This window comes from Afipia sp. MLSD5-FHT05B12 (genome assembly GCF_058793355.1).
In genome coordinates this window covers 154,586-177,734 of sequence record NZ_JBXAFS010000008.1, presented here as the reverse complement: position 1 = coordinate 177,734, position 23,149 = coordinate 154,586, and the positions used below count along the sequence as shown (strand labels likewise).

General features: G+C 61.3%; 33 protein-coding genes. 16 read left to right on the top strand and 17 right to left on the bottom strand.

The features are described from left to right. The coding region (locus AC1Q6J_RS13355; RefSeq protein ID WP_492279754.1) for a hypothetical protein at positions 1–235 on the top strand (235 nt) is incomplete at its 5' end. A gap of 199 nt (positions 236–434) precedes the next feature. On the opposite strand, the gene AC1Q6J_RS13350 is transcribed toward AC1Q6J_RS13355, so the two are convergent. Beyond that, complete coding sequence (locus AC1Q6J_RS13350) at positions 435–563, bottom strand: hypothetical protein (protein ID WP_492279753.1); 129 nt, start codon at positions 561–563, stop codon at positions 435–437. A 130-nt stretch (positions 564–693) separates the two neighbouring features. On the opposite strand from AC1Q6J_RS13350, the gene AC1Q6J_RS13345 reads away from it, so the two are divergent. Then, a complete protein-coding gene (locus AC1Q6J_RS13345) occupies positions 694–975 on the top strand; it encodes a DUF1488 family protein (RefSeq protein ID WP_492279752.1) in 282 nt (93 codons plus the stop codon). Positions 976–1,224: 249 nt separating this feature from the next. After that, positions 1,225–2,130 carry a DUF4344 domain-containing metallopeptidase gene (locus AC1Q6J_RS13340; RefSeq protein WP_492279751.1) on the top strand — a complete coding sequence of 302 codons (906 nt, stop codon included), beginning with the start codon at positions 1,225–1,227 and terminating at the stop codon, positions 2,128–2,130. 27 nt (positions 2,131–2,157) lie between these two features. Here AC1Q6J_RS13340 and AC1Q6J_RS13335 read toward each other — a convergent pair whose 3' ends face one another. Both AC1Q6J_RS13335 and AC1Q6J_RS13330 read right to left on the bottom strand, forming a co-directional pair. Further along, complete coding sequence (locus AC1Q6J_RS13335; protein WP_492279750.1) at positions 2,158–2,592, bottom strand: group III truncated hemoglobin; 435 nt, start codon at positions 2,590–2,592, stop codon at positions 2,158–2,160. An 85-nt stretch (positions 2,593–2,677) separates the two neighbouring features. Then, positions 2,678–2,878, bottom strand: coding sequence for a hypothetical protein (locus tag AC1Q6J_RS13330; RefSeq protein WP_492279749.1), 201 nt, complete (start codon positions 2,876–2,878; stop codon positions 2,678–2,680). A gap of 240 nt (positions 2,879–3,118) precedes the next feature. Here AC1Q6J_RS13330 and AC1Q6J_RS13325 point away from each other — a divergent pair, with 240 nt between their 5' ends. After that, entirely contained in the window at positions 3,119–3,334 is a 216-nt protein-coding gene (locus AC1Q6J_RS13325; RefSeq protein ID WP_492279748.1) for a hypothetical protein, read from the top strand. Between the two features lie 27 nt (positions 3,335–3,361). On the opposite strand, the gene AC1Q6J_RS13320 is transcribed toward AC1Q6J_RS13325, so the two are convergent. Together AC1Q6J_RS13320 and AC1Q6J_RS13315 are read right to left on the bottom strand one after the other, a co-directional pair. Then, entirely contained in the window at positions 3,362–4,216 is an 855-nt protein-coding gene (locus AC1Q6J_RS13320; RefSeq protein WP_492279747.1) for a 3-hydroxybutyryl-CoA dehydrogenase, read from the bottom strand. Positions 4,217–4,368: 152 nt separating this feature from the next. Continuing rightward, positions 4,369–5,025 carry a VOC family protein gene (locus AC1Q6J_RS13315; protein ID WP_492279746.1) on the bottom strand — a complete coding sequence of 219 codons (657 nt, stop codon included), beginning with the start codon at positions 5,023–5,025 and terminating at the stop codon, positions 4,369–4,371. Positions 5,026–5,266: 241 nt separating this feature from the next. Here AC1Q6J_RS13315 and AC1Q6J_RS13310 point away from each other — a divergent pair, with 241 nt between their 5' ends. Next, a complete protein-coding gene (locus AC1Q6J_RS13310) occupies positions 5,267–5,467 on the top strand; it encodes a hypothetical protein (RefSeq protein ID WP_492279745.1) in 201 nt (66 codons plus the stop codon). A gap of 33 nt (positions 5,468–5,500) precedes the next feature. After that, the gene (locus AC1Q6J_RS13305; RefSeq protein WP_492279744.1) at positions 5,501–5,710 is read left to right on the top strand and encodes a hypothetical protein; all 210 of its coding nucleotides are present in this window, start codon (positions 5,501–5,503) and stop codon (positions 5,708–5,710) included. Between the two features lie 35 nt (positions 5,711–5,745). Here the strand turns inward: AC1Q6J_RS13305 and AC1Q6J_RS13300 are convergent, their stop codons facing one another. Both AC1Q6J_RS13300 and AC1Q6J_RS13295 read right to left on the bottom strand, forming a co-directional pair. Then, positions 5,746–6,336, bottom strand: coding sequence for an NADPH-dependent FMN reductase (locus AC1Q6J_RS13300; protein WP_492279743.1), 591 nt, complete (start codon positions 6,334–6,336; stop codon positions 5,746–5,748). Beyond that, entirely contained in the window at positions 6,329–6,568 is a 240-nt protein-coding gene (locus AC1Q6J_RS13295; protein WP_492279742.1) for a hypothetical protein, read from the bottom strand. The genes AC1Q6J_RS13300 and AC1Q6J_RS13295 overlap by 8 nt, the downstream gene beginning before the upstream one ends. Here AC1Q6J_RS13295 and AC1Q6J_RS13290 point away from each other — a divergent pair. Further along, the gene (locus AC1Q6J_RS13290; RefSeq protein ID WP_492279764.1) at positions 6,567–7,580 is read left to right on the top strand and encodes a linear amide C-N hydrolase; all 1,014 of its coding nucleotides are present in this window, start codon (positions 6,567–6,569) and stop codon (positions 7,578–7,580) included. The two genes, AC1Q6J_RS13295 and AC1Q6J_RS13290, sit on opposite strands and share 2 nt — an antisense overlap. A gap of 51 nt (positions 7,581–7,631) precedes the next feature. Here AC1Q6J_RS13290 and AC1Q6J_RS13285 read toward each other — a convergent pair whose 3' ends face one another. Continuing rightward, positions 7,632–7,940, bottom strand: coding sequence for an MliC family protein (locus tag AC1Q6J_RS13285; RefSeq protein WP_492279741.1), 309 nt, complete (start codon positions 7,938–7,940; stop codon positions 7,632–7,634). Between the two features lie 211 nt (positions 7,941–8,151). On the opposite strand from AC1Q6J_RS13285, the gene AC1Q6J_RS13280 reads away from it, so the two are divergent. After that, complete coding sequence (locus tag AC1Q6J_RS13280; protein WP_492279740.1) at positions 8,152–8,469, top strand: hypothetical protein; 318 nt, start codon at positions 8,152–8,154, stop codon at positions 8,467–8,469. 86 nt (positions 8,470–8,555) lie between these two features. On the opposite strand, the gene AC1Q6J_RS13275 is transcribed toward AC1Q6J_RS13280, so the two are convergent. From AC1Q6J_RS13275 to clpS, 3 genes are all read right to left on the bottom strand, one after another. After that, a complete protein-coding gene (locus AC1Q6J_RS13275) occupies positions 8,556–9,410 on the bottom strand; it encodes a tetratricopeptide repeat protein (protein WP_492279739.1) in 855 nt (284 codons plus the stop codon). Between the two features lie 53 nt (positions 9,411–9,463). Then, positions 9,464–10,528, bottom strand: a complete 1,065-nt coding sequence (locus AC1Q6J_RS13270; protein ID WP_492279763.1) for a carboxylesterase family protein — start codon at positions 10,526–10,528, stop codon at positions 9,464–9,466. A gap of 111 nt (positions 10,529–10,639) precedes the next feature. Further along, the gene (gene clpS / locus AC1Q6J_RS13265) at positions 10,640–10,945 is read right to left on the bottom strand and encodes an ATP-dependent Clp protease adapter ClpS (protein ID WP_492279738.1); all 306 of its coding nucleotides are present in this window, start codon (positions 10,943–10,945) and stop codon (positions 10,640–10,642) included. Positions 10,946–11,042: 97 nt separating this feature from the next. Here clpS and AC1Q6J_RS13260 point away from each other — a divergent pair, with 97 nt between their 5' ends. Both AC1Q6J_RS13260 and AC1Q6J_RS13255 read left to right on the top strand, forming a co-directional pair. Continuing rightward, the gene (locus AC1Q6J_RS13260) at positions 11,043–11,243 is read left to right on the top strand and encodes a KTSC domain-containing protein (RefSeq protein ID WP_492279737.1); all 201 of its coding nucleotides are present in this window, start codon (positions 11,043–11,045) and stop codon (positions 11,241–11,243) included. A gap of 222 nt (positions 11,244–11,465) precedes the next feature. Continuing rightward, positions 11,466–12,659 carry an ABC transporter substrate-binding protein gene (locus AC1Q6J_RS13255; protein ID WP_492279736.1) on the top strand — a complete coding sequence of 398 codons (1,194 nt, stop codon included), beginning with the start codon at positions 11,466–11,468 and terminating at the stop codon, positions 12,657–12,659. 88 nt (positions 12,660–12,747) lie between these two features. Here AC1Q6J_RS13255 and AC1Q6J_RS13250 read toward each other — a convergent pair whose 3' ends face one another. Next, entirely contained in the window at positions 12,748–12,999 is a 252-nt protein-coding gene (locus tag AC1Q6J_RS13250; RefSeq protein ID WP_006020341.1) for a DUF6719 family protein, read from the bottom strand. 177 nt (positions 13,000–13,176) lie between these two features. Between AC1Q6J_RS13250 and AC1Q6J_RS13245 the strand changes: the two genes are divergently transcribed. Beyond that, positions 13,177–13,491, top strand: coding sequence for a hypothetical protein (locus tag AC1Q6J_RS13245; protein WP_492279735.1), 315 nt, complete (start codon positions 13,177–13,179; stop codon positions 13,489–13,491). A 139-nt stretch (positions 13,492–13,630) separates the two neighbouring features. Here AC1Q6J_RS13245 and AC1Q6J_RS13240 read toward each other — a convergent pair whose 3' ends face one another. The 5 genes from AC1Q6J_RS13240 to AC1Q6J_RS13220 form a co-directional block, all read right to left on the bottom strand. Then, positions 13,631–14,839 carry an efflux RND transporter periplasmic adaptor subunit gene (locus AC1Q6J_RS13240; protein ID WP_492279734.1) on the bottom strand — a complete coding sequence of 403 codons (1,209 nt, stop codon included), beginning with the start codon at positions 14,837–14,839 and terminating at the stop codon, positions 13,631–13,633. After that, on the bottom strand, positions 14,829–18,014 hold the full coding sequence (locus tag AC1Q6J_RS13235) for an efflux RND transporter permease subunit (RefSeq protein WP_492279733.1): 3,186 nt from the start codon (positions 18,012–18,014) through the stop codon (positions 14,829–14,831). Before AC1Q6J_RS13235 ends, AC1Q6J_RS13240 begins: the two co-directional genes overlap by 11 nt. A 203-nt stretch (positions 18,015–18,217) precedes the next feature. Beyond that, a complete protein-coding gene (locus AC1Q6J_RS13230; protein WP_492279732.1) occupies positions 18,218–18,616 on the bottom strand; it encodes a PaaI family thioesterase in 399 nt (132 codons plus the stop codon). Between the two features lie 91 nt (positions 18,617–18,707). After that, the gene (locus AC1Q6J_RS13225) at positions 18,708–20,000 is read right to left on the bottom strand and encodes an ArgE/DapE family deacylase (RefSeq protein ID WP_492279731.1); all 1,293 of its coding nucleotides are present in this window, start codon (positions 19,998–20,000) and stop codon (positions 18,708–18,710) included. Between the two features lie 255 nt (positions 20,001–20,255). After that, positions 20,256–20,864, bottom strand: coding sequence for an NAD(P)-dependent oxidoreductase (locus AC1Q6J_RS13220; RefSeq protein WP_492279730.1), 609 nt, complete (start codon positions 20,862–20,864; stop codon positions 20,256–20,258). Positions 20,865–21,071: 207 nt separating this feature from the next. Here AC1Q6J_RS13220 and AC1Q6J_RS13215 point away from each other — a divergent pair, with 207 nt between their 5' ends. The 5 genes from AC1Q6J_RS13215 to AC1Q6J_RS13195 all read left to right on the top strand — a co-directional run bounded on the left by AC1Q6J_RS13215 (position 21,072) and on the right by AC1Q6J_RS13195 (position 23,053). Beyond that, the gene (locus tag AC1Q6J_RS13215; RefSeq protein WP_492279762.1) at positions 21,072–21,401 is read left to right on the top strand and encodes a winged helix-turn-helix transcriptional regulator; all 330 of its coding nucleotides are present in this window, start codon (positions 21,072–21,074) and stop codon (positions 21,399–21,401) included. Positions 21,402–21,816: 415 nt separating this feature from the next. Continuing rightward, complete coding sequence (locus AC1Q6J_RS13210) at positions 21,817–22,146, top strand: DMT family transporter (RefSeq protein ID WP_492279729.1); 330 nt, start codon at positions 21,817–21,819, stop codon at positions 22,144–22,146. A gap of 17 nt (positions 22,147–22,163) precedes the next feature. Further along, positions 22,164–22,313, top strand: a complete 150-nt coding sequence (locus AC1Q6J_RS13205) for a hypothetical protein (RefSeq protein WP_492279728.1) — start codon at positions 22,164–22,166, stop codon at positions 22,311–22,313. A gap of 7 nt (positions 22,314–22,320) precedes the next feature. Beyond that, complete coding sequence (locus AC1Q6J_RS13200) at positions 22,321–22,569, top strand: DUF6719 family protein (RefSeq protein WP_492279727.1); 249 nt, start codon at positions 22,321–22,323, stop codon at positions 22,567–22,569. A 190-nt stretch (positions 22,570–22,759) separates the two neighbouring features. After that, the gene (locus AC1Q6J_RS13195; RefSeq protein ID WP_492279726.1) at positions 22,760–23,053 is read left to right on the top strand and encodes a hypothetical protein; all 294 of its coding nucleotides are present in this window, start codon (positions 22,760–22,762) and stop codon (positions 23,051–23,053) included. Positions 23,054–23,149 lie beyond the last annotated feature (96 nt).

The window sequence follows — 23,149 nt, the reverse complement described above, 5'->3', positions numbered from 1 at the left end:
TTTGCAACCCGCCCCAACAGGGGGCAGAACCAGAACAGACTCTCCTTATAAACGAGGGCAACTCGGGGAGCAGGTCATCACTATCAAACGTTTCCGGCAGTTGATTTTGAGCACTTCTTTGGTGTTACACCCCGACGTTATCGAGAAATATTTGAACGAGGCTCCCGAAAGAATGATGAAGATGGAAGCTTCGTTGAATATCAAAGCGGTGAACCCATCCCAATTATCGACGTGAAGTATCCATTCTATGTTCAGCTTGAAGAGCATCTTACTAGTGGGACGATCGACGCACTCAAACAAATTGTCAGCGAAACCGAACTGACAGACGTCTAGTTTTACGTGAGAGTTGGAGCAAGCGTGGCCCGGATGAAGCGCAGCGAAATCCGGGGTCACATTAACTAGCAGGCACATCCTCCCGTATTGCGCTTCGCTCCCTACGGGCTACGAGACGTCATCCGCACCATGCATTCCATCGTCATCACCGGGCTTGTCCCGGTGATCCACGCCTTCACTTCGCGCGAGAAGACCGGAAAGACGTGGATGGCCGGGTCAGACCCGGCCATGACGAGTTGAACGTCCGCGTCGCCGACACGCCAGCATCGCCATCCGGCAAAGATACCGCGCCCGGCGCGCGTTATCCGTGCTATGCTCTCCTTCGGGCACCGGCATCACATGCCTGAAAGGACGATCCCCATGTCACTCACCTTCCTTCGCGCCCAGGGTCACGATTACCAGACCGGCACGTTCCTGTTCTTCATGGCCGACGGCGACACCGAAATTCAGTGCGGCGTCTCGGACTCCGCGATGGACGACGCCGAGAAGGCGCGCAACGTCCGCGAAAATCAGCGCGGCGACCAGTTCGCGCGATTGCAGGACCGCATCACCGCTTGCGCCGCCAAGAAATATCTCGCCGGAAATCTGGAAGCCGGCGCGGCGCGCATCCTCGTGCGTTCGATCGACCTCACGCCGCGCTGATCGCGGCGGCTTCCCCTGCCCGGTTCATCTACGGGAAGCGATCCCGCGCTAGTCTACGTGCATCAGGCGAAACCTGCGCGACGGCGCGACCGCGTTTGTCATCGTCACGTCGCCGCTGTGGGCGCGGGTTGCCTTAGCTGCCCCTCAAACGCCGACTTCGGCGCGGCGATGTCGAGCTTCTTCATCTTGAGCAGGGCCCCGGCGGCGCTACACTCCCGTCAGGCGCCCCCCTGCCCGAAAGGACCACCGATGTCCCTCACATTCTCGCGACGGCGCGGCCACCATCGGCGGACGGGCGGGCTCCGGTTCCGCATCGCGGCGGCCATGGTTATGTCCCTGTCCGCCATCGGCACCGCGACCGCGGCCCCTTCAGGCAAACCCAACCAGATCAAATACGAATATGTGCCGCCGAAGGACCCGGCGCATCAGGCGATCTACGACCAGATGAAGCAGGGCCGCGCCCTCGAGCACATGCAGGAGTTGCTCAGTCCGCTTCGCCTGCCCTATCCGCTGACCCTCACGGTCGCGGGCTGCGACGGCGTCCCGAACGCCTGGTACGGCGATGAAGTCGTCAAAGTCTGCTACGAGCTGCTGGCGGCGATGCTGAAGCACGCATCGAAGGAGGATCTTCCCATCGGGATTTCCCGCGCCGATACCATCCTCGGTCCGGTTCTCGATGTCTTCCTGCACGAGACCGGCCATGCGGTGTACGACATGCTGCAAATCCCGATCCTGGGCCGTCAGGAAGATGCCGCCGATCAGTTCGCCGCCTATCTCATGCTTCGCCTCGGCAAGGAAGAGGCGCGCAAAATGATCCTCGGCGCGGCTTACGGTTACAACGTCCAGATGCCACAGGGAGCGAAGGTCACCGTTCCGGTCGATATATTCTCGGACGAGCACTCGTTGCCCGCGCAGCGGGCCTACAATGTCCTGTGTATCGCCTATGGCGCGGACAAGAAGCTGTTTGCCGACGTTGTCGAGCTGGAATTTCTACCAAAGAAGCGCGCCGAAAGCTGTTCTTACGAATACGAGGACCTCACTTTCGCCATGACCAAGCTGATCGGCCCGCATATCGACAAGCAGCGCGCCGCGAAATTCCACAAGGTCTGGGCACGGACCGTCACCGCCCGGCGCGCACGCCTCGCGCAGCCATGAACCGGACCATATTTTCGCACGTAACTCTCACACGCCATGCCTCGGCCGCGCGATCTCGCCGCGCGTGGTGGCGATGCCCATCTCGAAGCTGTCGGCGATGCGGCGGGCGCGGACGATGAAAGCCTCGGCGACATCGCTCTCGAAGATTTCGCGCGCGGTTTTTTCGAACAACAGTAACCAGCGGTCGAAGTGTTCACCCCTCAGCGGGAGTACCAGATGCGGACGCATCGGACGGCCGTCGTAGCGGCCGGTCTTGAGCAGCATCGACGACCAGAAGTCGCTGATCTGCGCGATGTGATGGTCCCAGTCCTTCACCTGTGCGTTGAAGATCGGCCCGATCAAATCGTCCTGGCGCGCGCGGCCGTAGAACGTCGCGACGAGGCGCGCGATGTTCTCCTCGGTCAGGTCAGGATGGAAGGTGTGGATGGCGGGCGAAGGCTGGTTTGATGGCGCGCTGGTCATGCGCCCGATGTAAGGCCCCTCGCCGCCGCAGGCAACCGGCGCAACGCATGGCCGCGCTGCCGCCGTGTATTGATTCAGGTCATGGCTATTTGCAGACCTTGTCGCGCCGTTTCTCCTGAAGCCGCCGCTCGCAATAAGTCGTGCAGTGCTTCCCGCCCACCTTGGTGCAATAGGCGGTGCATTTGTCGTAACTGCAGCCCCACGCATCGGCGGCGCGGGCCGTGCCCGGCGTGGCGGCGAGGATCATGGTGACAGCTAACGCAACCAGCAATCTGACGAGCAACATATCGGCCTCCGCACGACATCCGTGTGAGCCCATAGAGGGCCATAGCGCTGACCCCGGCACAATATCCAAACGGATAGGCGCAGCAAAGATTCCGCCCATGGCCTGGAGAAAAAACTCGCCGGGACAAATTTTCCCGCATTGCTGTTTGAAACGGCGTTGCGCACTTCCCGTTTGATCCGGGTCAAGGCGCCGTCTAATTTCCCGTGCTTAAGCCGGGACCATCGAGACAGGGAGACACGCATGTCCGCATCCGAAATCGCAAGCCGTCACTTCTCAGCGGCGATCGCCGAGGCGAAAGCCGGAGGACAGGACAGCGACGGCGTGTGCCGCGCGCTGCTCAGCCTCGTGGTCGCGAAATATCTGGAGGCGCGCAGCGTCGCCGACGTGCAGTCTGAACTGCACTTTCTCGCCGACAACTGCGATCCCGACACCGACTTTGCCTTCATGCGGCCTTAAGACCGGGCGGGTTTAACCCGCCTCTTATCAAGCCTTGCCGTAGTCGTAGAAACCGCGCCCAGTTTTACGGCCGAGGTGTCCGGCATCGACCATTTCCTTCAGCAACGGCGCGGGCCGGTACTTGGGATCGTTGAAGCCGGTGTAGAACACCTCCATCACCGATAGCATCGTATCGAGGCCGATCATGTCGGCCAGCGCCAACGGACCGATCGGATGATTGCAGCCGAGCTTCATGCCGGCGTCGATCTCCTCGGCGGAGGCAATGCCTTCCTGCAACGCGAACACCGCCTCGTTGATCATCGGACACAGGATGCGGTTCACGGCAAAGCCGGGGCTGTTCTTCGCGGTGACGGCGACCTTGCCGACACGCTGGGCGAAGGCGAGCGCCTTGGCGTGGGTGTCGTCGGAGGTCTGCAAGCCCCGGATCAGTTCGAGCAATTGCATCACCGGCACCGGGTTAAAGAAGTGCATGCCGATGAAGCGATCCGGGCGATCTGTCGCCGCCGCAAGGCGGGTGACCGAGATCGACGAGGTGTTGGTGGCGATCAGCGCGCGCGGCTGCAAGTGTGCGCAGAGGTCCTTGAGGATCTTGATCTTGAGCTGCTCGTTTTCGGTCGCGGCTTCGATCACCAGATCGCAGGACGACAGTTTTGATTTGTCGGTGGTCGCAGTAATCCGCGCCAGCACGGCGTCGCGGTCGGCGGCGGTCATCTTTTCTTTTTTGACCAGCCGATCGAGGCTGCCGCCGATGGTCGCGACGCCACGCGACACCGCCGCGTCGGAAATATCCACCATCACCACCGGAAGCCCCGCAGCCGCGCTAATCTGCGCGATGCCATTGCCCATGGTGCCGGCTCCGATGATGCCAACGGTCTCGATCATGTCTCTTGTCCTTTCATTGCTTCAAACCGGCAACAAGCCTTGAAGCCGCATGGGTTCGCCATACGGCCCGGTCGCGCCTCATCCATGGGTGGGGTATCTACTCCGCCCTGCCCGACTGCGCCACAGCTAACATCCTGCAAGCGCGCCAGTGCTTATGTCGGCAACGGCGTTCCCGCCCGCTCCGCCACCATGTACGCAGCGTACCATTCCGGCCAGTTGGCGTCGTGTTGGCCGCCGGTGCGCTTCTCGTGCTCCCCGTGCGCGATTGCCGCACGCGTCAGCGCCGCCGAGAGCTCTGCCGGGGATGTGAAAACTGTATCCCCCGCCTCGACCCGACCAGGCAATCGCATGGTGATCTCCTGGAACAGCCAGCCATTGCCGTCCGGATCGCTGAACGAGGCATATGAGCCATAGCTGCCGCGATTTGGAGCCGGGCCGCTGACCCGGTGGCTGCCGGACAGGAAAGGCTCATCCGTGCCGGTGTGCGTATCGCCGACGCCGTGAAACACCTCGCCGACCTTGACGCCGCGAGCAAGCAGGTCGTTGCGGGCAACTTCAATATCGGACACGATCAGGTACAGCCCCCGCGCGGAACCGGGAGCCGCCGCAGTCACGTTCTTTCCAAAGATGACCGAGCACTCCGAACCGGGCGGCGTGAACTGGATCACGCGCCAGTCATCTCCGGAGGCGAAGTCCGCATCCAGCCTCCATCCCAATCCGCCATAAAAGCTCTTGGCGCGATCGGCGTCCGACACGGGGATGACGACGACCTCGAGCTTCATCTCGCTGCGCGCTTGGGTAGTACTCATATCCGGCTCCTTGGGTTTGGGTGCCTAGCGACCGGCGATACACCTGAATGCGAGGGAAAGTTTCCTTGAAAAATGCCCAGCCTACATGACCCCCGCCGGCTCATGAACCCATTTCCCCGGCCGCCGCCTCGCGCAGACCTTGAAAAATCAATCCGGGCAATCAGCGGCCGGGAACAAAACTGCTGGCGTCGCCGTTGAACCTTCTGTCATCCCAGCTCGTTCGGGACAGCGGAGGTCCACAATGGACGATCAGGAAACTGTCATCGCGGCTGTTCAGGAAGCGCGTCGTATCCTCACGAGGTCCAGCCCACTAGATCACGAGACAACGATCCGCAATCTGCGATCTGTGTTCGATGACGATCAACTCGCTCGCGCGCTGGAGCGAATTGGCCAGCGAAACCGCGCCAGGGTGGCGAAGATTGTTGAAAGCCCTTGGAGTTAAGTCATTCGGATCGAACACACAGGGGAGGCCCCGATGGAGTCCGCTCAGGCGTTCAAACATCTGCGCACGCTGATCAAGGCCGCGTCCGAGACCGACGACACCGCCCTGATCCACACGCAATTGACCATGATGACTGTCATCATCGACAAGGCAGCCCCGAAACAAAGGCCCCGCGCGCCCTTGTGGCTGAGCGGGCCCGGCTCAAGAGAGCAAACATCCAGAGATGGCACCATCGCTGAATGAGCGATGGATGATCGCGATCTACCTGGCGCGTTAAGCTAGTATGGCGGCGCCTTCTTCGCGCGCTGGGTCTTGGCGGCCTCGACCCACCACATCAGATCATCGGCAAAGCGCGGAAAGGATCTTGCGAGCGCCTTGCCACCCTCGCCGGTCGGCTCACCCGTCTCGGAGAGCGATTGTCCAATCGGCCCGACCGCAATTGTCGACGAGATTACCACCATCCCCATCTCCGACAGCGTACCATGCCAGGCCAACGCTGCCCGCGCGCCGGAAAACCGTCCCGCAGAATAGCTGGCGATGGCCGCAGGCCGCCAGAACCATTCTTCAAGAAAATGATCGGTGAGGTTCTTCAAGCCGGGCTGAAATCCCCAATTGTATTCACCGGTGACGAACACGAAGCCGTCGGCGGCGATGATCTTCTGCGCAAGCTCTTCCATCGCCGCAGGCACTTCGCCCTTTGGGTATTCCTTGCGCATCCGGTCCAGCATCGGCAGACCAATAGCCTTAGCATCGATCAATTCGACTTCGGCGCCGTGTTCGCGCAGGCCCTTCACGATAAAATCCGCAAGGCGGATGCCCATCCGGTCGGAACGGTAGGAACCATAGAGAACGAGAATGCGGTCAGTCATGAAGCTGTCCCAGATTGAGAATGCGTAAACGTAGCGAAGACGAGGCGCGAAACAAGGTCGAATTTGAAAACAACTGGCGCGACCGCAACATTTGCAAAATGGCGATCCGCAAGTATCTTTCATCGTCGCGACGTTGATTTGAAGCAGAAAACGCGATTGCAGCGAAGGATTTGCCAATGACCCAAAAATCATCCCTCCGGCGTGATGCTGCCGCAGTGCTGATCACCGCCATGTTCGGCTTCTCCTCCGTTGCGAATGCCTGCACCAGGCTCGTCTATCTCGGCCAGGGCGACGATGTCATCACCGCGCGCTCGATGGACTGGAAGGTCGACGTTCAGACCAATCTGTGGATTTTCCCGCGCGGCATGAAGCGTAGCGGCGAAGCCGGGCCCAATTCGATTAAGTGGGCATCGAAGTATGGCAGTGTCATCGCGACCGGCTATGAGATTTCGACCACCGACGGGATGAACGAAAGGGGTCTCGTCGCGAATGTGCTGTGGCTGGTGGAGTCGCAATATCCGAAGTTCGACCAGAGCAAGCCCGGCCTGACCATCGCTGCCTGGGCGCAGTATGTACTTGATAATTTCGCGACAGTGTCGGAAGCGGTCGATGCACTTCGTCAGGAACCATTCACCATTGTCACCGACGCTGTTCCAGGTCAGCCGGATCGTCTTACGACGCTGCATCTGTCGATATCCGATGCGTCAGGAGACAGCGCGATTATCGAATATATCGGCGGCAAGCAGATCATCCATCACAACCGCAAATACCAAGTCATGACCAATTCGCCGACGTTCGACCAGCAGCTTGCCTTGAACGCCTACTGGAAACAGATCGGCGGCACCGTGATGCTGCCGGGGACGAACCGCGCGGCTGACCGCTTTGCTCGTGCCTCGTTCTACGTCAACGCAATCCCGAAAAGCGAAGATCCGGTCGTGGCGCTGGCCAGCGTGTTCAGTGTGATCCGCAATGTCTCGGTCCCTTTCGGCATTTCGACGCCGGACGAGCCCAACATCTCATCAACACGCTGGCGCACGGTCGCGGACCAGAAGCGGAAGCTGTACTTCTTCGACTCTGCGTTGACACCTAATACGTTCTGGGTCGATCTCAAGAACATCGACTTCTCCAACGAGACCGGTAAGGTCAAGCGGCTCGATCTCGGACCGAACCAGACCAATGTGTTCGCCGGAGACACAAGCAAGGAGTTCAAGGTCACGGAACCGTTCAAGTTCCTTGGGTTGTGATAGTTCAAGGATTCCGCGCCGTCCTGCATTTCGTCTGTGCCCCCGCCGCCCTCACATCCGCGTGCATGCAGTCGGCCCGCGCTTGCCGTGCCGCAGGATGGTGCCGGATTTGTTCATCGTCAGCGTAATGCCGCGGCCGGTGTAGCGTGAACCCGTCAGCGTGAACCGCTTCTTCAGCGCGACGGCCTTGCCATCGAGTTGCAGATGGACCTGCTTCGGATCATATTTCAGGAAGGCTGCCGTAAAGCTCGCCCCGTCAGCGCAGATGAAACTTTGGAAGGTTTGTGCCGCCGTGGGCGACGAGCCCGCGTCAAACAAGACGGCGATTGCCGCAGCGAGACATACGATAAGAAGTTTCATGTTTCACCTCTCCTGACCAAGGACATCAAACCGCCCCCTGCCCGCTGCGTTTGGCACTCTAGCAGGCCCACCTTTCCTGTGCATATCGCAACAGTTCCCGGGAGCTACCCCCTGCATCACGGTAAACTCCGGCCGTCGTCGGCACCTGCGATTTCGCAAGGGCCTCCAGACACCTATGTCCACCGTCCTTCGGTCAGGAAGGAGAGTTCAGATGCTCGAAAACGTGCCGCTCCGGGATGCAAAACCGGCCGTGATCGTGTGCCCGGACTGCCGGCGCCACCTCATGGAGGTGAAAGACGTGCGCTGGGCGATGACCAAGCTGGAATTCACCTATGCGTGCTCGGGCTGCGGCGCCGAGACCATGCGGGCGCTCGCAGGCGATACACCGGTATTCGTTTCGCGGGCGTCGACGCATTTGCGCAGCCTCGAAATCTTTAACTTCAGTCCAGTTGCGGGAAAGACGCCGCGTCATCGCGCGGGTGAAACCGCGATCAGTTCGCAGGTCGTCCGCGAACGGCGGACCGTCTGAAGAAACACGCCTTGCCCTGAAAACATGCGGGGTCCTCGGCGCAAAAGGGGCCTTTCTAAAAGTTGGAAAGCCCCCTTTCCGCTAGCTCAGAAGCAGAGATTGGTCACAACCTTGCCGGACTTGTCCTTGAGCACATAGGGACATTCCGCGCGCTTGAGCGCTGCCTTGGCGTCCTCGTTGCCGAGCGCCGCGGACTTCTCGTAGTAGGTTTTCGCCGCACCCGAATCCTGCGGACCGCCGCGGCCTTCTTTCGCGAATGCGCCCATCCGCTCCAGCGCGCCGGGATGATCCTGCGCTGCCGCCTTCTCGAACAGGTTGCGCGCGCCGGCGTCGTCCTTCGGGCCGCCAACGCCATCCTGCAACATCAGTCCCAACTGAAACTGCGCCTCCGCGTTGGTCTCCGCCGCCTTCGCCAGCAGACTGCGCGAGCGTGCCGCATCGGCAGGTGCAGGTGCGGCACCACCCTTGCCCGACAGCGCCGCAAGATTACTGATGCCGCGTGGATTGCCGCCCTGCGCTGCGCGCTCGAACAGCTTGGCAGCCGCGGCTTCGTCCCTGGCAAGGCCCGCGCCCGTCGCATAGGCAACGCCGAGTTCGACCATCGCCGACGTGCTGCCCTTGTCGGCGGCCCTGCGCCATGCGCCGATCGCCTCCGCGCTCTGACGGTTCGCCGCATAGGCGCGGCCGAGCTGATACATCGCGCGCCGCGCGCCCGACGCCTGCTTGCAGAATTTGATCGCAGTCGCGACATCGGCCGCGGCGACGCTGGCGACGCCCTTCACATCTGCCGGCTTGTCAGGATCGGCGGGATCGGCGGCGAGCCGGTCGCACAGCACAAGATCCGCCGACTGCGCGTGCGCCGATGCATGATTAGCAGCGACGATCAGCGCTGCGGCGGCGATGCCGAAAATGTATGCAATTGAGACAGTAGTTTGCTTCATCGGGAACCCGGATCGCTTGATGACCCGTTATAGCCCGACATCGGCCTGCTCGGCTACGCCTTCAGCCAATCCAGCAACGATGGATTGATCTCGCGCGGATAGGTGTGGCTGAGATCGTCGATCTCGCGATACGTGACGTTCGCACCCGCCGCCGATAGCGCGCGCTGCGCCTGCCGCGCGACCTCGACCGGAAACATCCAGTCCAGCGCGCCATGCGTCAGGAAGATCGGCAGCCCCTGTATACGCCGTGCATCGGCCATCGAAATCAGCATCGGATGAAATGCCGCGGATACCGGCGCGAGATGCGTGAACGGCGAGCCGCCATCGAGCGCGCTGACATAGCAGAACGTGCCGCCGTCGCTCATGCCTGTCAGCAGCCGCCGGCTGGGATCGATAGTCCATTGCGCGCTGACCTGCTCCACAATGCGCGCAAGATTCGGCGTATCGTTGTCATCGCCCATCAGCGCCCATGTCGAGCCCAGTGAATTTCCCGCGGATGTCGGCGCGACGAGGATCGCACCGAAGCTGCGCGCGTCGCGCAGCCAGCTCCACAGGAAGCCGCGGCCATGTCCACTGCCGCCATGCAACGCGACCACAAGCGGCCACGCGCGATCCGGCGCATAGGTTTCCGGCACGTAGAGCGAGAAGCCGCCGCGCGTGCGCGGTTCGTTGTCGAAGTGCATCACGCCGGTCACGCCCTCACGCGGCGGCTGCATGCTGCGCGCAAGAACATCGGCGTCGGAACGCAGGGATGAATCGAGAAAGAAGCCGTTCACCGCTGGAACCATCGAAGCGAGTGGATAAAGCGCCTCCTGCGCACGCGGCAGATGGCGCAAGGCCTTGAACACGGTACGGATATCGCCACCGTCGAGCGCTGCACGCAATTCGGCGAATGCCGACAGAGCTTCGTCGCTTGCAGCGACAAGGCGCTTGCCGGCGTCATCCGATGGATCGGACGGTTTGAAGTCTGAATAAGCCGCGCGCAGCGCTGCGTCCGGCGTGCCGACCGCCTCCATCACTTCACCAAAGGCCTGAGGATCGAGGTGACGCGCGACAATGCCGAGTGCTTCGAGGCACGCGAACAACGGTGGCAGGATCGTTGCGGGATCGGATGTCATCCGTCGCACGCTACCGTCCGAAGCGGCGCGCAGGCAAGGCGATGCTCCGGACTGGCAGCTATGATTTAACTTGAGGATTCCGGCGGTATGGTTGGGTCGAAGCGGCCACGCCTATTCTTCCTTCTCCGTCGTGAAGAACAGCGGATAGCCCTTGGCTTTGCCCAGTTCGGTCGCTTCCCTGGCCTTGGTTTCGGCGACGTCGCGCGTATAGACCGCGATGACGCAAGCGCCTTTTTGATGCGCGGTCAGCATCACGTGGCTCGCCGTCTCCTCGCCCATGCGGAAAACCGCCTTAAGAACGCTGACGACAAATTCGCGCGGCGTGTAGTCGTCATTGAGCAGGATCACCTTGTAAAGTGGCGGCCGCTCCAGCTTGATCTTGGTGGTGGTCTTCGGTTTGACGGTTGTCGGGCTCATGGGCATCCCTCGGACTGGTCTGTCTCGAACACATTGCGGGTTGGTATCGTTCGTTCCGCACCCCATATTCAACGGGTTGGGATCATCGAGGGGCCGCATGCCGCAAGTCGCATCAAGCGTGATTTCGCGCATCGATTATAACGCGCCGGCGCGCGAGCTTCACGTCACTTTCACGAGTGGACGGTCCTATAGCTATTTCGGCGTTCCCGGCGAGGTCTACTTCCAGTTCTGCCAGGCCCCCTCGAAGGGTGACTTCTTCAACACCCTGATCCGCGACTGCTACGAATTCACCGAGTAACGCTGACGGTGCTCGCCGGCGGCCCGCGCCAATTTTTAAGTCTGAAATTGATACTTTTCCATCGGCATTGCGATGGCTGGCGACGCTTATGTCGCACAAATCTTCTTTAATGCTGGATTCTTTCCGCTTGCACCCGCTTTTGGCCGAAGCTACTTTCAAGTTCTAAAATCGAACTATAATCCGCATCGGATGAACGGGCGGCTCAGGGGAGAGAAAGAACCTATGTCGAGGATATTATTCGCTGCGCTGGCCGCATCGCTCACGCTGACCACGGCTGCTATCGCGGCAGACGCCCCGGGCGTCACCGCCACCGAGATCAAGGTCGGAGCCACCTTCCCGTTCAGCGGACCAGCTTCGTCGCTCGGCAACTCTGGCAAGGGCCTGATCGCCTACGTCAACTCACTCAACGATCGCGGCGGTGTCAACGGCCGCAAGATCAACCTGATTACCTATGACGACGCCTTCAGCCCGCCGAAGGCGGTGGAACACACCCGCAAGCTGGTGGAGAGCGACGAGGTCGCCTTCATGTTCGGCCAGTTGGGTACCCCCGCCAATTCGGCGACCAGCAAATATCTTATCAGCAAAAAGGTCCCCGCTACATTCATTACGACTGGCGCGACCAAGTTCACGGACACCAAAGAGTATCCGCTGACCACGACGGCGCTGCCGAGCTACGATACCGAGGGGAAAATCTACGCGAAGTACTTCCGCGAGCAGTTACCCAACGCGAAAGTCGGAATCCTTTTCCAGAATGACGACTTCGGCAAGGACTTCGTCAATGCGATGAAGGCGGTTTACAAAGACGATTCTGCTACCAAGCTGGTCACAATGGCCTATGAAGTCGCGGATCCGACGGTGGATTCGCAAGTCGTAAACCTGAGGGCGAATGCACCCGACGCATTCCTCTTCGCAGGGACACCCAAATTCGCGGCGCAGGCGCTGCGAAAAATAGACGAGTTGGGCTGGAAACCACTGACCATCGTCAACTTCGTGGCGGCCTCGATCGGCAATACGTTTGCGCCGGTCGGCCTGGACAAGGTCAAGGGCGTCATCTCCGCAGGCTTCCAGAAGGACCCGACCGATCCGAAGTGGAAGGACGACCAAGGCGTTAAAGACTATATCGTTTTCTTCAATAAATACTTGCCCGGCGCCGATCTCGCCGACCAGAACTACCAATACGGCTATCAGCAGGGCATCGTCCTCGAGCAGCTTCTCAAGCAAGCCGGCAACGACCTGTCGCGTGAGAACATCCTGAAGCAGTCGAAGAACATCAAGGAGATTACGCTGCCCACCACCCTGCCGGGCATCAAGATCAGCACATCCGACAGCGTCAACCAGATCTACACGCAGCTTCAACTGCAGAAGTGGAACGGCAAGAGCTGGGAACAGTTCGGTGGCGTGCTGAAGGCCGACTAACGCTATTTGCGCCGCAAGGCTTCCGCAATTATCAGGGTGTCGCGATCATTCGCGGCGCCCTTTCCTTTGGTCGTGAGAAAAACGGCGATCAAGGGATCGCGACGGCGCGCGAGGCCTGCTCGCGTCCCATCGGAACGCAGGCTTTCTTGCGGCGGAGCGCGCCGAGAGCGCCCGTCACCTTCATCACCTTGCCCACACCGCAACTGCCGTTATCAACATAGACGACGGACCACGGCGAGAGAAAATAAGGTTCTTTTTTCAAGAAGTTGGGTGACAACTCCTGCGCCAGGCACGGCGCGGAGACAGTACAAAGAAGCGCGAGAGCGACGACGGTACGCATGACGCTGATCCAAAGCCCGACAGAAGTCACAATGCGCTTTTTCGGTGAATGTTCCAAGACACGAACAGCGGCAGGATGATTATTTTCACGGCATGGCACTCATGGAGGCATCGCGCGGCTAAACCGGAACGGCGTGCCACGTGATGGGTTGGGCCTCCAGTAGCAATGAAGGTTCTAATGCGACGTAAATTGCTTCTGACCACGCTGGTCGCCGCTTCGCTCGCGACCTCGATGCTGGCCGCATTCAGCCAGGTTGCCCCGCCTTCATCGCCGGGTGGCTCGGCTGCGGGTTCGCCCGGTATCTCTCCGGCAACCCCACCACCTGCTGCGGCTCCCTCGTCGCCGGGTACGACCGGCAGCAATACCGGCATCAACCAGCCCGGCGTGCCGGACACTTCGACGCCCGGCAGGATCGGGACCGGCGCATCCCGAGCGGCCTGCCCGGCGGACAGCCCGTCCAATCCCGGCTACCCGGATAAGGTTGGCAAGTAGCGCCAGGACCGGCGTTAGAGCGCGGCTGGCGTGAACTGGAAAACGTCACCGCTCATTCCAGCGAAGGCGGCACTAGGCGCTTCTGGGTCCCCCGCTTTCGCGGGGACAACCCGCGATAGAATCCGCCTCAACCCAAAGGTTACTCGGTCTTGGTGGTCGCGTTGGAACTGGTCCGCGGCTTGCCGTCCTTGCTATCCTTGCCGGCGCCCGCGATGCGGACCTGATCGCCGTCCGCGATGCCGTCGAGCGGCGTCACGATGATCCGGTCGTCCGGCGACAGGCCGGTGGCGATCTCGATCTCGCGGCCGAGGTCGCGCGCGATGGTCACGGCCTTGAACAGCACCTTGTCGCCCGCAGTCACCGTGGCCACACGCAACCCGCTGTTGTTGAACACCAGCGCGCTTGCCGGAATGCTCAGGGGCTGCGCATCGCTGGACAACGCCAGCTTGACATTCGCGAAGGCGCCGGGACGGAGTTCGCCCTTGGGATTCTCGATCGCAAGCTGCATCCGCGTCGTGCCGGACGATACGTCGACCGACTGCGACGAGGCCTCGATGGTCGCCGGGAACGTGCGTCCGGCATATTCCGGAACCGTCACCGTTGCCTTCGCGCCCATCCTGATGCCGGGCAGATAACTCTGCGGCACGTTCACATAGAGACGCAGCTTCTTGACGTCGGATACCACGAACATCGCAGCACCCGAGCCGGTGCCGCCGTTTATCAGCGCGCCGACGTCGGTGTTGCGCTCAGTGACGACGCCATCAAACGGCGCGGTGACATTCTTGTAGCTTGCCAGCGCCTCGAGCCGCTGCACGTTCGCGCTCATCGCGTTGACCTGCGCTTCCTTGCTGGCAAGGTCGGCCGAGCGCTCGTCGATTTCCTGCTGCGAGACGAAGTTGGACGCCTGGAGCGTCTTGCGGCGCGCGAGCGTGGCAGCCGACAGCTTGGCGGCCGCCTGCGAGTTCATGAGATCAGCGCGGGCCTGCAGCAGTTGCTGGTCAAGATCGGGGGCTTCGATTTCCGCAAGCTTCTGCCCTGCCGCCACCTGCGCGCCAATGTCCGCATTCCAGCCTTTCAGATAGCCGCTGACCCGCGCGTAGATCGGCGCCCGCGAATAGGCTTCCAGACGGCCCGGCAGATCGAGCGTGGCGTTGAGAGGCTTGGTCCCCGGCAGAGCGACGGCGACCGACGGGATCGCCTGCGCGTCGGTCCATTCCTTGAGATTGGCGTCGCCCTTCGAGCGGGTGATGATCCCGGTGACCACCACGGCAGCGAGTACGCCGATGGCGACGGTGCCATAGAGTCTCAGCTTGCGTGGCGAGACTGACGAGGTCTTGTCAGGTTGCATGAACCATCTCCGGCGCCGTCGCGGATGTCGCGGGCTGCTTCTTGTGAACCATACTGAACACCACCGGCACGAACAGCAATGTGGCGGTCGTTGCGAAAATCAGGCCACCGATCACGGCGCGCCCGAGCGGTGCATTCTGCTCGCCGCCTTCGCCGAGGCCCAGCGCCATCGGCGTCATGCCGATGATCATGGCGAGCGCCGTCATCAGCACCGGCCGGAACCGGACAAACCCGGCGTCGAGCGCGGCGGCGACCGGATCGCCAAGTTCCTCGAAGCGCTCGCGAGCAAAGGCGATCACCAGAACCGAGTTCGCCGTCGCCACCCCCATGCACATGATCGCGCCCGTCAGCGCGGGCACCGACAGCGTCGTATGGGTAGCGAACAGTATCCAGACAATGCCGGCAAGCGCCGCGGGCAACGCCGAGACAATAACGAACGGATCGGACCACGACTGGAAATTGACCACGATCAGGAGATAGATCAGCACGATCGCGCCGAGCAGACCAAACAGCAGACCCGCGAAGGCGCTGTTCATGGTCTCGACCTGGCCGAGCAGAACCACGCGGCTGCCGCGCGGCAGATCCTTGGCGGTGTCTGCGATCGCCTTGTTGATGTCGGCGGCGACCGCACCGAGATCGCGGCCCTGCGGGGTGGCGAAGATCTGCACCATGGTCTGGATGTCGTACTGCGACACCACCGCGCTGGACGTCGACCGCTTGATATCCGCAATGCCGCCCAGCATCGGAGCCGTAGCGATACCCGCAGACGAGATCGGCAGCGCCTCAAGCTTGTTCAGCGAGTCGATCTGGTATTGCGGCGTCTGCATCACGATCGAATAGGACACGCCGTTGTTCGGATCGAGGAAGAACGTCGGCGCGACCTGTGAACTGCCGGCGAGATTCACGACCATGCTGTTAGTGACGTCGCGCGCGGTGAGACCGACATACTGCGCACGGGTGCGGTCCACATTGACGTCGAAGCTGGGACTGCTCGGTGACTGCTGAATGCGCGCGTCAGCGACACCCGGAATAAGTTTGATCCGGCGCAGAAGATCGTTGGCGTATTTGAAGTTCCCTGCGGTGTTCGCGCCGCGCACCTGAATATCGATCGGAGCGGGAGAACCGAAGTTCAGGATCTGGCTAACGATGTCGGCGGGAAGAAATGCGAACGAAACGCCCGGGAATTCGCGCGGCAGCTTCTCGCGCAGCTCACGCACATATTCCTCGGTCGGCTTGTGATCTTCCTTCAGCTTGATCTGGATGTCGCCGTCCTGCGGGCCGATGACGCCGGTATTGTTGTAGGTCAGGTTGATGCCCGAGATCGGCATGCCGATATTGTCGGCCATGGTCTCGATCATATCGGGCGGAATGACCTGCCGGACCACCTTCTGGATGTCCGCAAGCTTGTTCGCCGTTTCTTCGACCCGGGTCCCGATCTGGGTGCGAACATGAATCAGAATCTGGCCCGTATCCACCGCGGGAAAGAAGTTGCGGCCAAGGAACGGCACCAGCAGGAAGGACAATCCGACAAAGGCGAGGAAGCACGTGACGAACACCTTGCGATGGCCGAGCGCCATGTGCAGCAGGCTGTGGTAGCCGGCTCTGAACTTCTCGAACCGGGCTTCGAATCCGCGCTGGAATGCGACCAGCGGATTTCGGGGCGACCGCAGTTCGGCGCCCTCTTCGTGATGGACGTGCTTGTGCAGCAGATACTTCGCCATCGTCGGCACCAGCGTGCGCGACAGGATAAATGACCAGATCATGGCGAAGATCACCGAGAGCGCCATCGGCACGAACAGGAAGCGAGAGACGCCGGTGAGGAAGAACATCGGCACGAACACGATGCAGATACAGAGCAGCGAGACGAAAGCCGGCGTCACGATCTGCCGCGCGCCGTCGAGGATCGATTCCTCGACCTCCTTGCCCTGCTCCAGATGCCAGTTGATATTCTCGATGGTCACGGTGGCGTCGTCGACCAGGATGCCGACCGCCAGCGCGAGACCGCCAAGGGTCATGATGTTGAGCGTCTCGCCGATGGCCGCAAGGCAGATGATCGCGCCGAGTACCGACAGCGGGATCGAGATCGCGATGATGATCGTCGAACGCCAGCTTCCCAGAAACAGCAGGATCATGACGCTGGTCAGCGCCGCCGCCAGCACCCCCTCAAAGGCAACACCGGCAATGGCGCCGCGCACGAAGATCGACTGGTCGCCGAGCAGATTGACCCGCAGCTGTTCCGGCAACTGATCCTTGGTGTCGATGATCTTCTGCTTGATGCCCGAGATGATATCGAGCGTCGATGTCGCGCCCGCCTTCAACACCATCATCAGCACGGAACGCGTGCCATCGACATGGACTATGTTGGTCTGCGGCGGATTGCCGTCGCGCACCTGCGCCACGTCGCGGATATAGACCGTCGCGCCGTTAACGACCTTGATCGGCAGGTTGCCAAGTTCCTCGATCTTGCGCGGCGCGTTGTTGAGCTGAATGTTGTATTCGAAGTTACCGATCTTCTGGGTGCCGACCGGCGTGATCAGGTTTTGCGCGGCGAGCGCGTTGGCGACATCCTGACCGGACAAGCCGAGCGACTGCATCGCCGTCGGATTGATATCGAGCTGAATCTGGCGCTGCTTGCCGCCGAACGGCCATGGGATCGCAGCCCCCGGCACGGTGACTAGCGGCGTTCGCAACTGGTTGGTTGCGATGTCGAACATGTTCTGCTCGGTTAGCCCCTCGCCGCCAAGCGCAAGCTGGATGATCGGCACTGTCGAGGCGCTGTAGTTCAGGATCAGCGGCGGCGTCGAACCCGGGGGCAATTGCCTCAGCATGGTCTGCGCGATCGCGGTGACCTGCGCGTTCGCGGTGCGGATGTCGACATTCGGCTGGAAGAAAATCTTGATAACGCCGTAGGTCGTGTACGAGTTGGCGGTGATGTGCTCGATGTCGTTGACGGTCGTGGTCAGCGCGCGCTGGAACGGCGTCACGATGCGGCCGGACATCTGGTCCGGCGGCAGGCCGGTGTACTGCCACACGACGCCGATCACCGGGATGCGGATTTCGGGGAAGATGTCGGTCGGCGTCCGCAGGGCAGCCAGAGGCCCCACAATCAGAAGCAGGAGTGCGAGCACGACGAAAGTATAGGGTCGGCTCAAGGCAATCCGGACAAGCGCATTCATCTTATGTTTTTCTCGGCCAGCAGGACGCAACGCCGCGCCCGCGGGAAGGACCTGTTCACTTCACGCTTTTAGTCTGGGGGCTGATCTATCCGAATCTGCCGCTGCGGCGCAACGCCACGAAACTCACAGTCGCTTGTTCAAGCGGTTCCGAGGGCAGATTTTCGGGCTATTTTGGCCAATAATTAGCCACCGAGGCTAATTTATCACAAGATCATCTGGGTCTGGGTGACGATGGCGACCAGCCGCCCCTCCTCGGTTTCAATCCTCGTCTGCCAGACGTGGGTGCGCCGCCCGAGATGGATCGGGGTGGTGGTCGCCCTGACGATCGAACCCGCTTTCGCTGCCCCCGTGAAATTGGTCTTGCTCTCGATGGTCGTGGTGCCCTTGGCATCCGGCGGCAGGTTGATGACGGTGGCGGCAGCTCCGACCGAATCCGCGAAGGCCATCACTGCGCCGCCATGGATCGAATGACCCAGCGTGCAGAGGTCCTCACGCACCATCATGGTCGCGACCACCTTGTCCTTGGCGGCCTCGACGAAGGTCACGCCCATCAGAGCGGCGAACGGCATCGGCCGCGACTGGATCATCTCAAGCAGGGTCACGCTGCCGCTCCTGTTGTTAAAGTAAAATATGAAACCGCTTCCGGGCCAGCTAGCGACTTAATGTAATGGATGAGGATTGCCTCCGGGTCGATCACGCAGCCTCCACGCCGCACCAGCCGGCGACGAACAGCGCAATGGCCCGCGTGGTGTTGCGCAGCGATTCGATTTCCACCCGCTCGTTGAAGCCGTGCATGGCTTCGGCAGTAGCGCCGAAGCACAGCGACGGTGTTCCCTGATTGAGGCCGTAGAACCGGGTGTCGGTCAGCGCCGTGAAGATCAGCTCCTTCATCGGCGCGCCATGGACAGTCTCATAGGCCGACCTCAGCACGGCCTCGGGCTCGTCCGCCCCGATCAGTTCATAGCCTTCGGACAGAAAGCCCGACCATTCCACCACCGGCGGGTTCTTCGCCAGGAACGGATGCCTCGATGCGGCTGCTTCGACGCAGGCGACGATCTCGGCCTGATGATCGGCGATCGACCAGCCCGGCAGCACCGCGATCCGGCAATCGACATCACACCACGCCGGCACAGAGGACGCCCAGTCGCCGCCCTTGATGATGCCGGGATTGAGCGTGATCGGATGCTTCACGACCTTGAAATGCCTGTCGCTGGCGGCGCGTCTGTTCCATTCCTCTTCCAGCACTTCAAGTGCCTGAAGCAGATGGTACGCCGCCTTGATGGCGTTGGCGCCTATGCCCGCTTCATAAACATGCGCCGGCTTGCCCCGCACCTTGAGGCGAAACCAGATCACGCCGACCTGCGAGCGCACCAGCTTGCCGCCCGTCGGCTCCGGAATGAAGCAGCAGTCCGCGCGATAGCCACGCTGCACCGTCGAGAGCGCGCCGACCCCGGTACTCTCCTCTTCGATCACGGACTGAAAATGGATTCGCGCCGTCGGCTTGAGGCCAGCCGCGCGCAAGGCATCCAGCGCGTAGAGCGCGGCGATGGTGCCGGACTTCATGTCACCCGCGCCGCGGCCATACAGCCAGCCGTCCCTCACCACCGGCGAGAACGGCGGCGTATCCCACATGTCGAGCGGACCGGCAGGCACCACATCGCAGTGGCCTTGCAGGATCAGCGAGCGGCCATGCTCTCGCGCCGGACGATAGGTCCCGACCACCGTGCGGGCGCGGGAGAAATCATGCTCGATCGGACCATAGCCGCGCAGGTCCTTCAGAGCGTTTGTGTCGATATGCCAATCGTCGACCTCGTAGCCGCGCTCGCGTAGCAGGTCATGCATCATGTCCTGACACGGGCCTTCCGCGCCGCGCGTCGAGGGAATGGCGGAGAACTGCTTTGTGGTCTCGATCTGCCGGTCGAATGCATTGTCCACCGCGCCGAGAATACGGCGCTGGATCTCGTTCGAGGTTGTCTTGGCGTCCATCGCGTTCGTCCCTTCGTGCCCGCGTCTGCTGCGCGGATTGCTGGCACAAGTGTAGCCAGTTTTAAGGGACCGTTGGAAGGGACGCGATGACCTCGGAGGTAATGGGTTGGTGCTACGCAGTCCAAATGCATCCGTCATGGCCGGGCTTGTCCCGGCCATCCACGCCTTTTGCAAACTCTAAAGGAAAAACGTGGATGCCCGGGACAAGCCCGGGCATGACGTTGTTGGATCGCACATGGAGCCCTTCAACCGAGATCAGTACCCCACGGTGAACCGCTGCCGGGAATGCGCCGGCTTCTCGACTTCATCGGCGAGCGCGATGGCGTAGTCCGCGAACGAGATGCTGCTGCCCTTGTCGCTGGTGAGAAGCTGATCCTTGCCGAGGCGGAATGTGCCGGTGCGCGGCCCCTCGAAAAACAGCGCCGACGGCGAGAGAAAGGTCCAGTCCAGTTCCTTCTCCTGCCGCAGCAGCGCGAGAAACTCGCCGCCCTTGGTGGCCTCGTCTTTGTAGAGCGCAGGAAATTCCGGGGTCGAGACCAGCGTGACGCCGGGCGCGACTTCGAGACTGCCGGCGCCGCCGACGACCAGATAGCGCTTCATGCCCGAGGTCTTCACCGCATCTATCAGCTTGTGCGGATCGCTTTGCAGAAAATGCACCGAGCTGATGACAGCATCGTGCCCCTCGAGCAGCGCCGCCAGACCATCCCTGTCGAACACGTCGCCCTTCTTCGCCGTGACGTTGGCCTGGGCCTGAACCTTCTCGGGATTGCGAACGATAGCAGTGACCTGATGGCCACGGCGGACGAGTTCTTTCAGGATTTCCGAACCGGCGCGGCCGGTCGCTCCGATCAGTGCGATTTTCATGATTTGCGTCCCTTGCGTGATGTGGTATCGAATAGATACCAACTAACGAATGGACATCAGATGCCCACTGGCAACGCCGTTGTGAAGAAGGCACTTTCCCGAGACATGGTCCCCTTGGAGAGACCACCCGCCAGAGCCGCGCGCGGAAACAAGGCTCCGCGCGGAAACTGGCCGGCCAATCCCTATGCGCAGGACTGCCCGACCCGGCTGGTACTCGACCGCATCGCCGACAAGTGGACCGTGCTGCTGCTGATCCTGCTCTCGCGCAGGCCCTGGCGCTTCAACGAGTTGCGCCGCGAGATCGGCGGTCTCACGCAGAAGATGGCGTCGCAGACCCTGAAAGGACTGGAGCGCGACGGTCTCGTGACTCGCAAGGTCACGCCGACCGTTCCGGTGACGGTCGAGTATTCGATCACACCGTTGGGGCGCACACTGAGCGACACCGTGGACAGTTTGCGGATCTGGGCGGAGCGGCACATGAGCGATGTCGCGAAAGCCCAGTTACAATATGACCGAACCAAGGCACCAACTGTGTAGATTCGGTCACACACGCCGGGTTTGTGCGGATGTTCTTTATGCGTTCGCAAGAGTTGATGAGGTGTTTAGAGCTTGCGCGATAGGATGGCGCATCATCGGCGAAGATCGATGACGTCTCGCCGGCGATCGAGAATGAGCTCCCACTATCAAGGAGAGCAATCATGCCAGCCTTTGCACAGCATCACCGAAAGCGGCAGATTTTTCACGCGGCCATGACCGTGTGTCCGAGCTGCCTGTGCCTTCCCATGGAGATCAGAGAGGTTCAGCCTCACTGGGACCTGGCGAGGGTCGACTTCGTTTATGAATGCCCTGCGTGCTGCACAGAAGTCCGGGAAACGGTGGCGAAGCACTAAGCGGCACCTCCGCGAAGCGCCCCGCGCCTACCAGAATCACGGCCGCCCGACTACGATGAGGCATGACCTTCGTCTACCTCATCATCGCGATCATTCTTGAGGTGATCGGAACCTCCGCGCTGCAAGCGTCGGAGCAATTCACCAAGCCGAAGCCGCTGATCCTCACGGCGCTCGGCTACGCCGCCTCGTTCTATTTCCTGTCGCTGGTGTTGCGGAGCATGCCGGTCGGGATCGCCTATGCGATCTGGTCCGGCCTCGGCATCGTGCTCATCACACTCGTCGGCCTCGTCTGGTTCGGCCAGAAGCTCGACATGCCCGCCGTGATTGGCCTCGCGCTGATCATTGCCGGCGTCGGCACCATCAATCTGTTTTCATCGTCCGTTTCGCATTGACGCATTGGAGAGGCCGCATGGACAACCGCAATATCCTCTACGCCGTCATCGGCGCTCTTGTCATCGCGGTCGCTGTACTTGGCTACAAGGTCTATCAGGACAATAAGAAGCCGCAGGGCTTGCAGATCAATGTCGGTCCCGACGGGTTGAAGATTCAGAACAAGTGAGCTGCGAATGATCGCAATATCCTTTCAGCGAGCGCTGCTGCTTGGCGCGATTGCTTCGTTGGCGTTCACGGACATCGCGCGCGCCGACATCGTCGGGCGCGAATCCGACATCACCGATCTGCGGCTCGGTCAGAAAATCTATGTCGATGACGGCGCCTGCCCGGCGGGGCAGATCAAGGAAGTCGCCGGCATGCGCCTGACCGCAGCGGGCGTCGAACGCTCTAAAAAATGCGTCGATCGCAAGGGCAAGCGCTAGCCGGTCGCGAACGCGTCATCTTTGATTCGAATTTGCACAAGACAATTCGATGACTTATGGCCCAGCTTTTCGTCGCATGACTTCGCAGTTGCAGCGTGACCGCCTGTTTCATCGTCCTACAGTTGCAGAGCGCGGCGAATGAGTCCGGCGCCGTCGTGATGAACGTGACTCCGGACCGGGGAGCGAAATCATGTCGGGCATGCTTGTCAGTCTGCTGATCCAGATTATCGGCGGCGCCATCGGCGGAAACGTCGCTGGCGGCGCAGCCAAGAACATCGATCTTGGCACCATGGGGAATACGATCGCCGGCGCGATCGGCGGCGGCGTAGGCGGCCAGATTCTCGGAATGCTGATTCCGATGCTGGCGAACTCCGCAGCGACGCCGGACATCGGCGCGATCATCGGTCAGGCCGCAGGCGGCGGCGTTGCCGGCGCCGTGCTGACCGCAATCGTCGGAATGCTCAAGAACAGGTCGGCGGCGTAGAGGCGATCAAATCGGGAGCTGCACCTCCGCTCATTCCCGCACAAGCGGGAATCCAGCACTATGAAGGTCTGGGTCCCCGCTTGCGCGGGGACGACC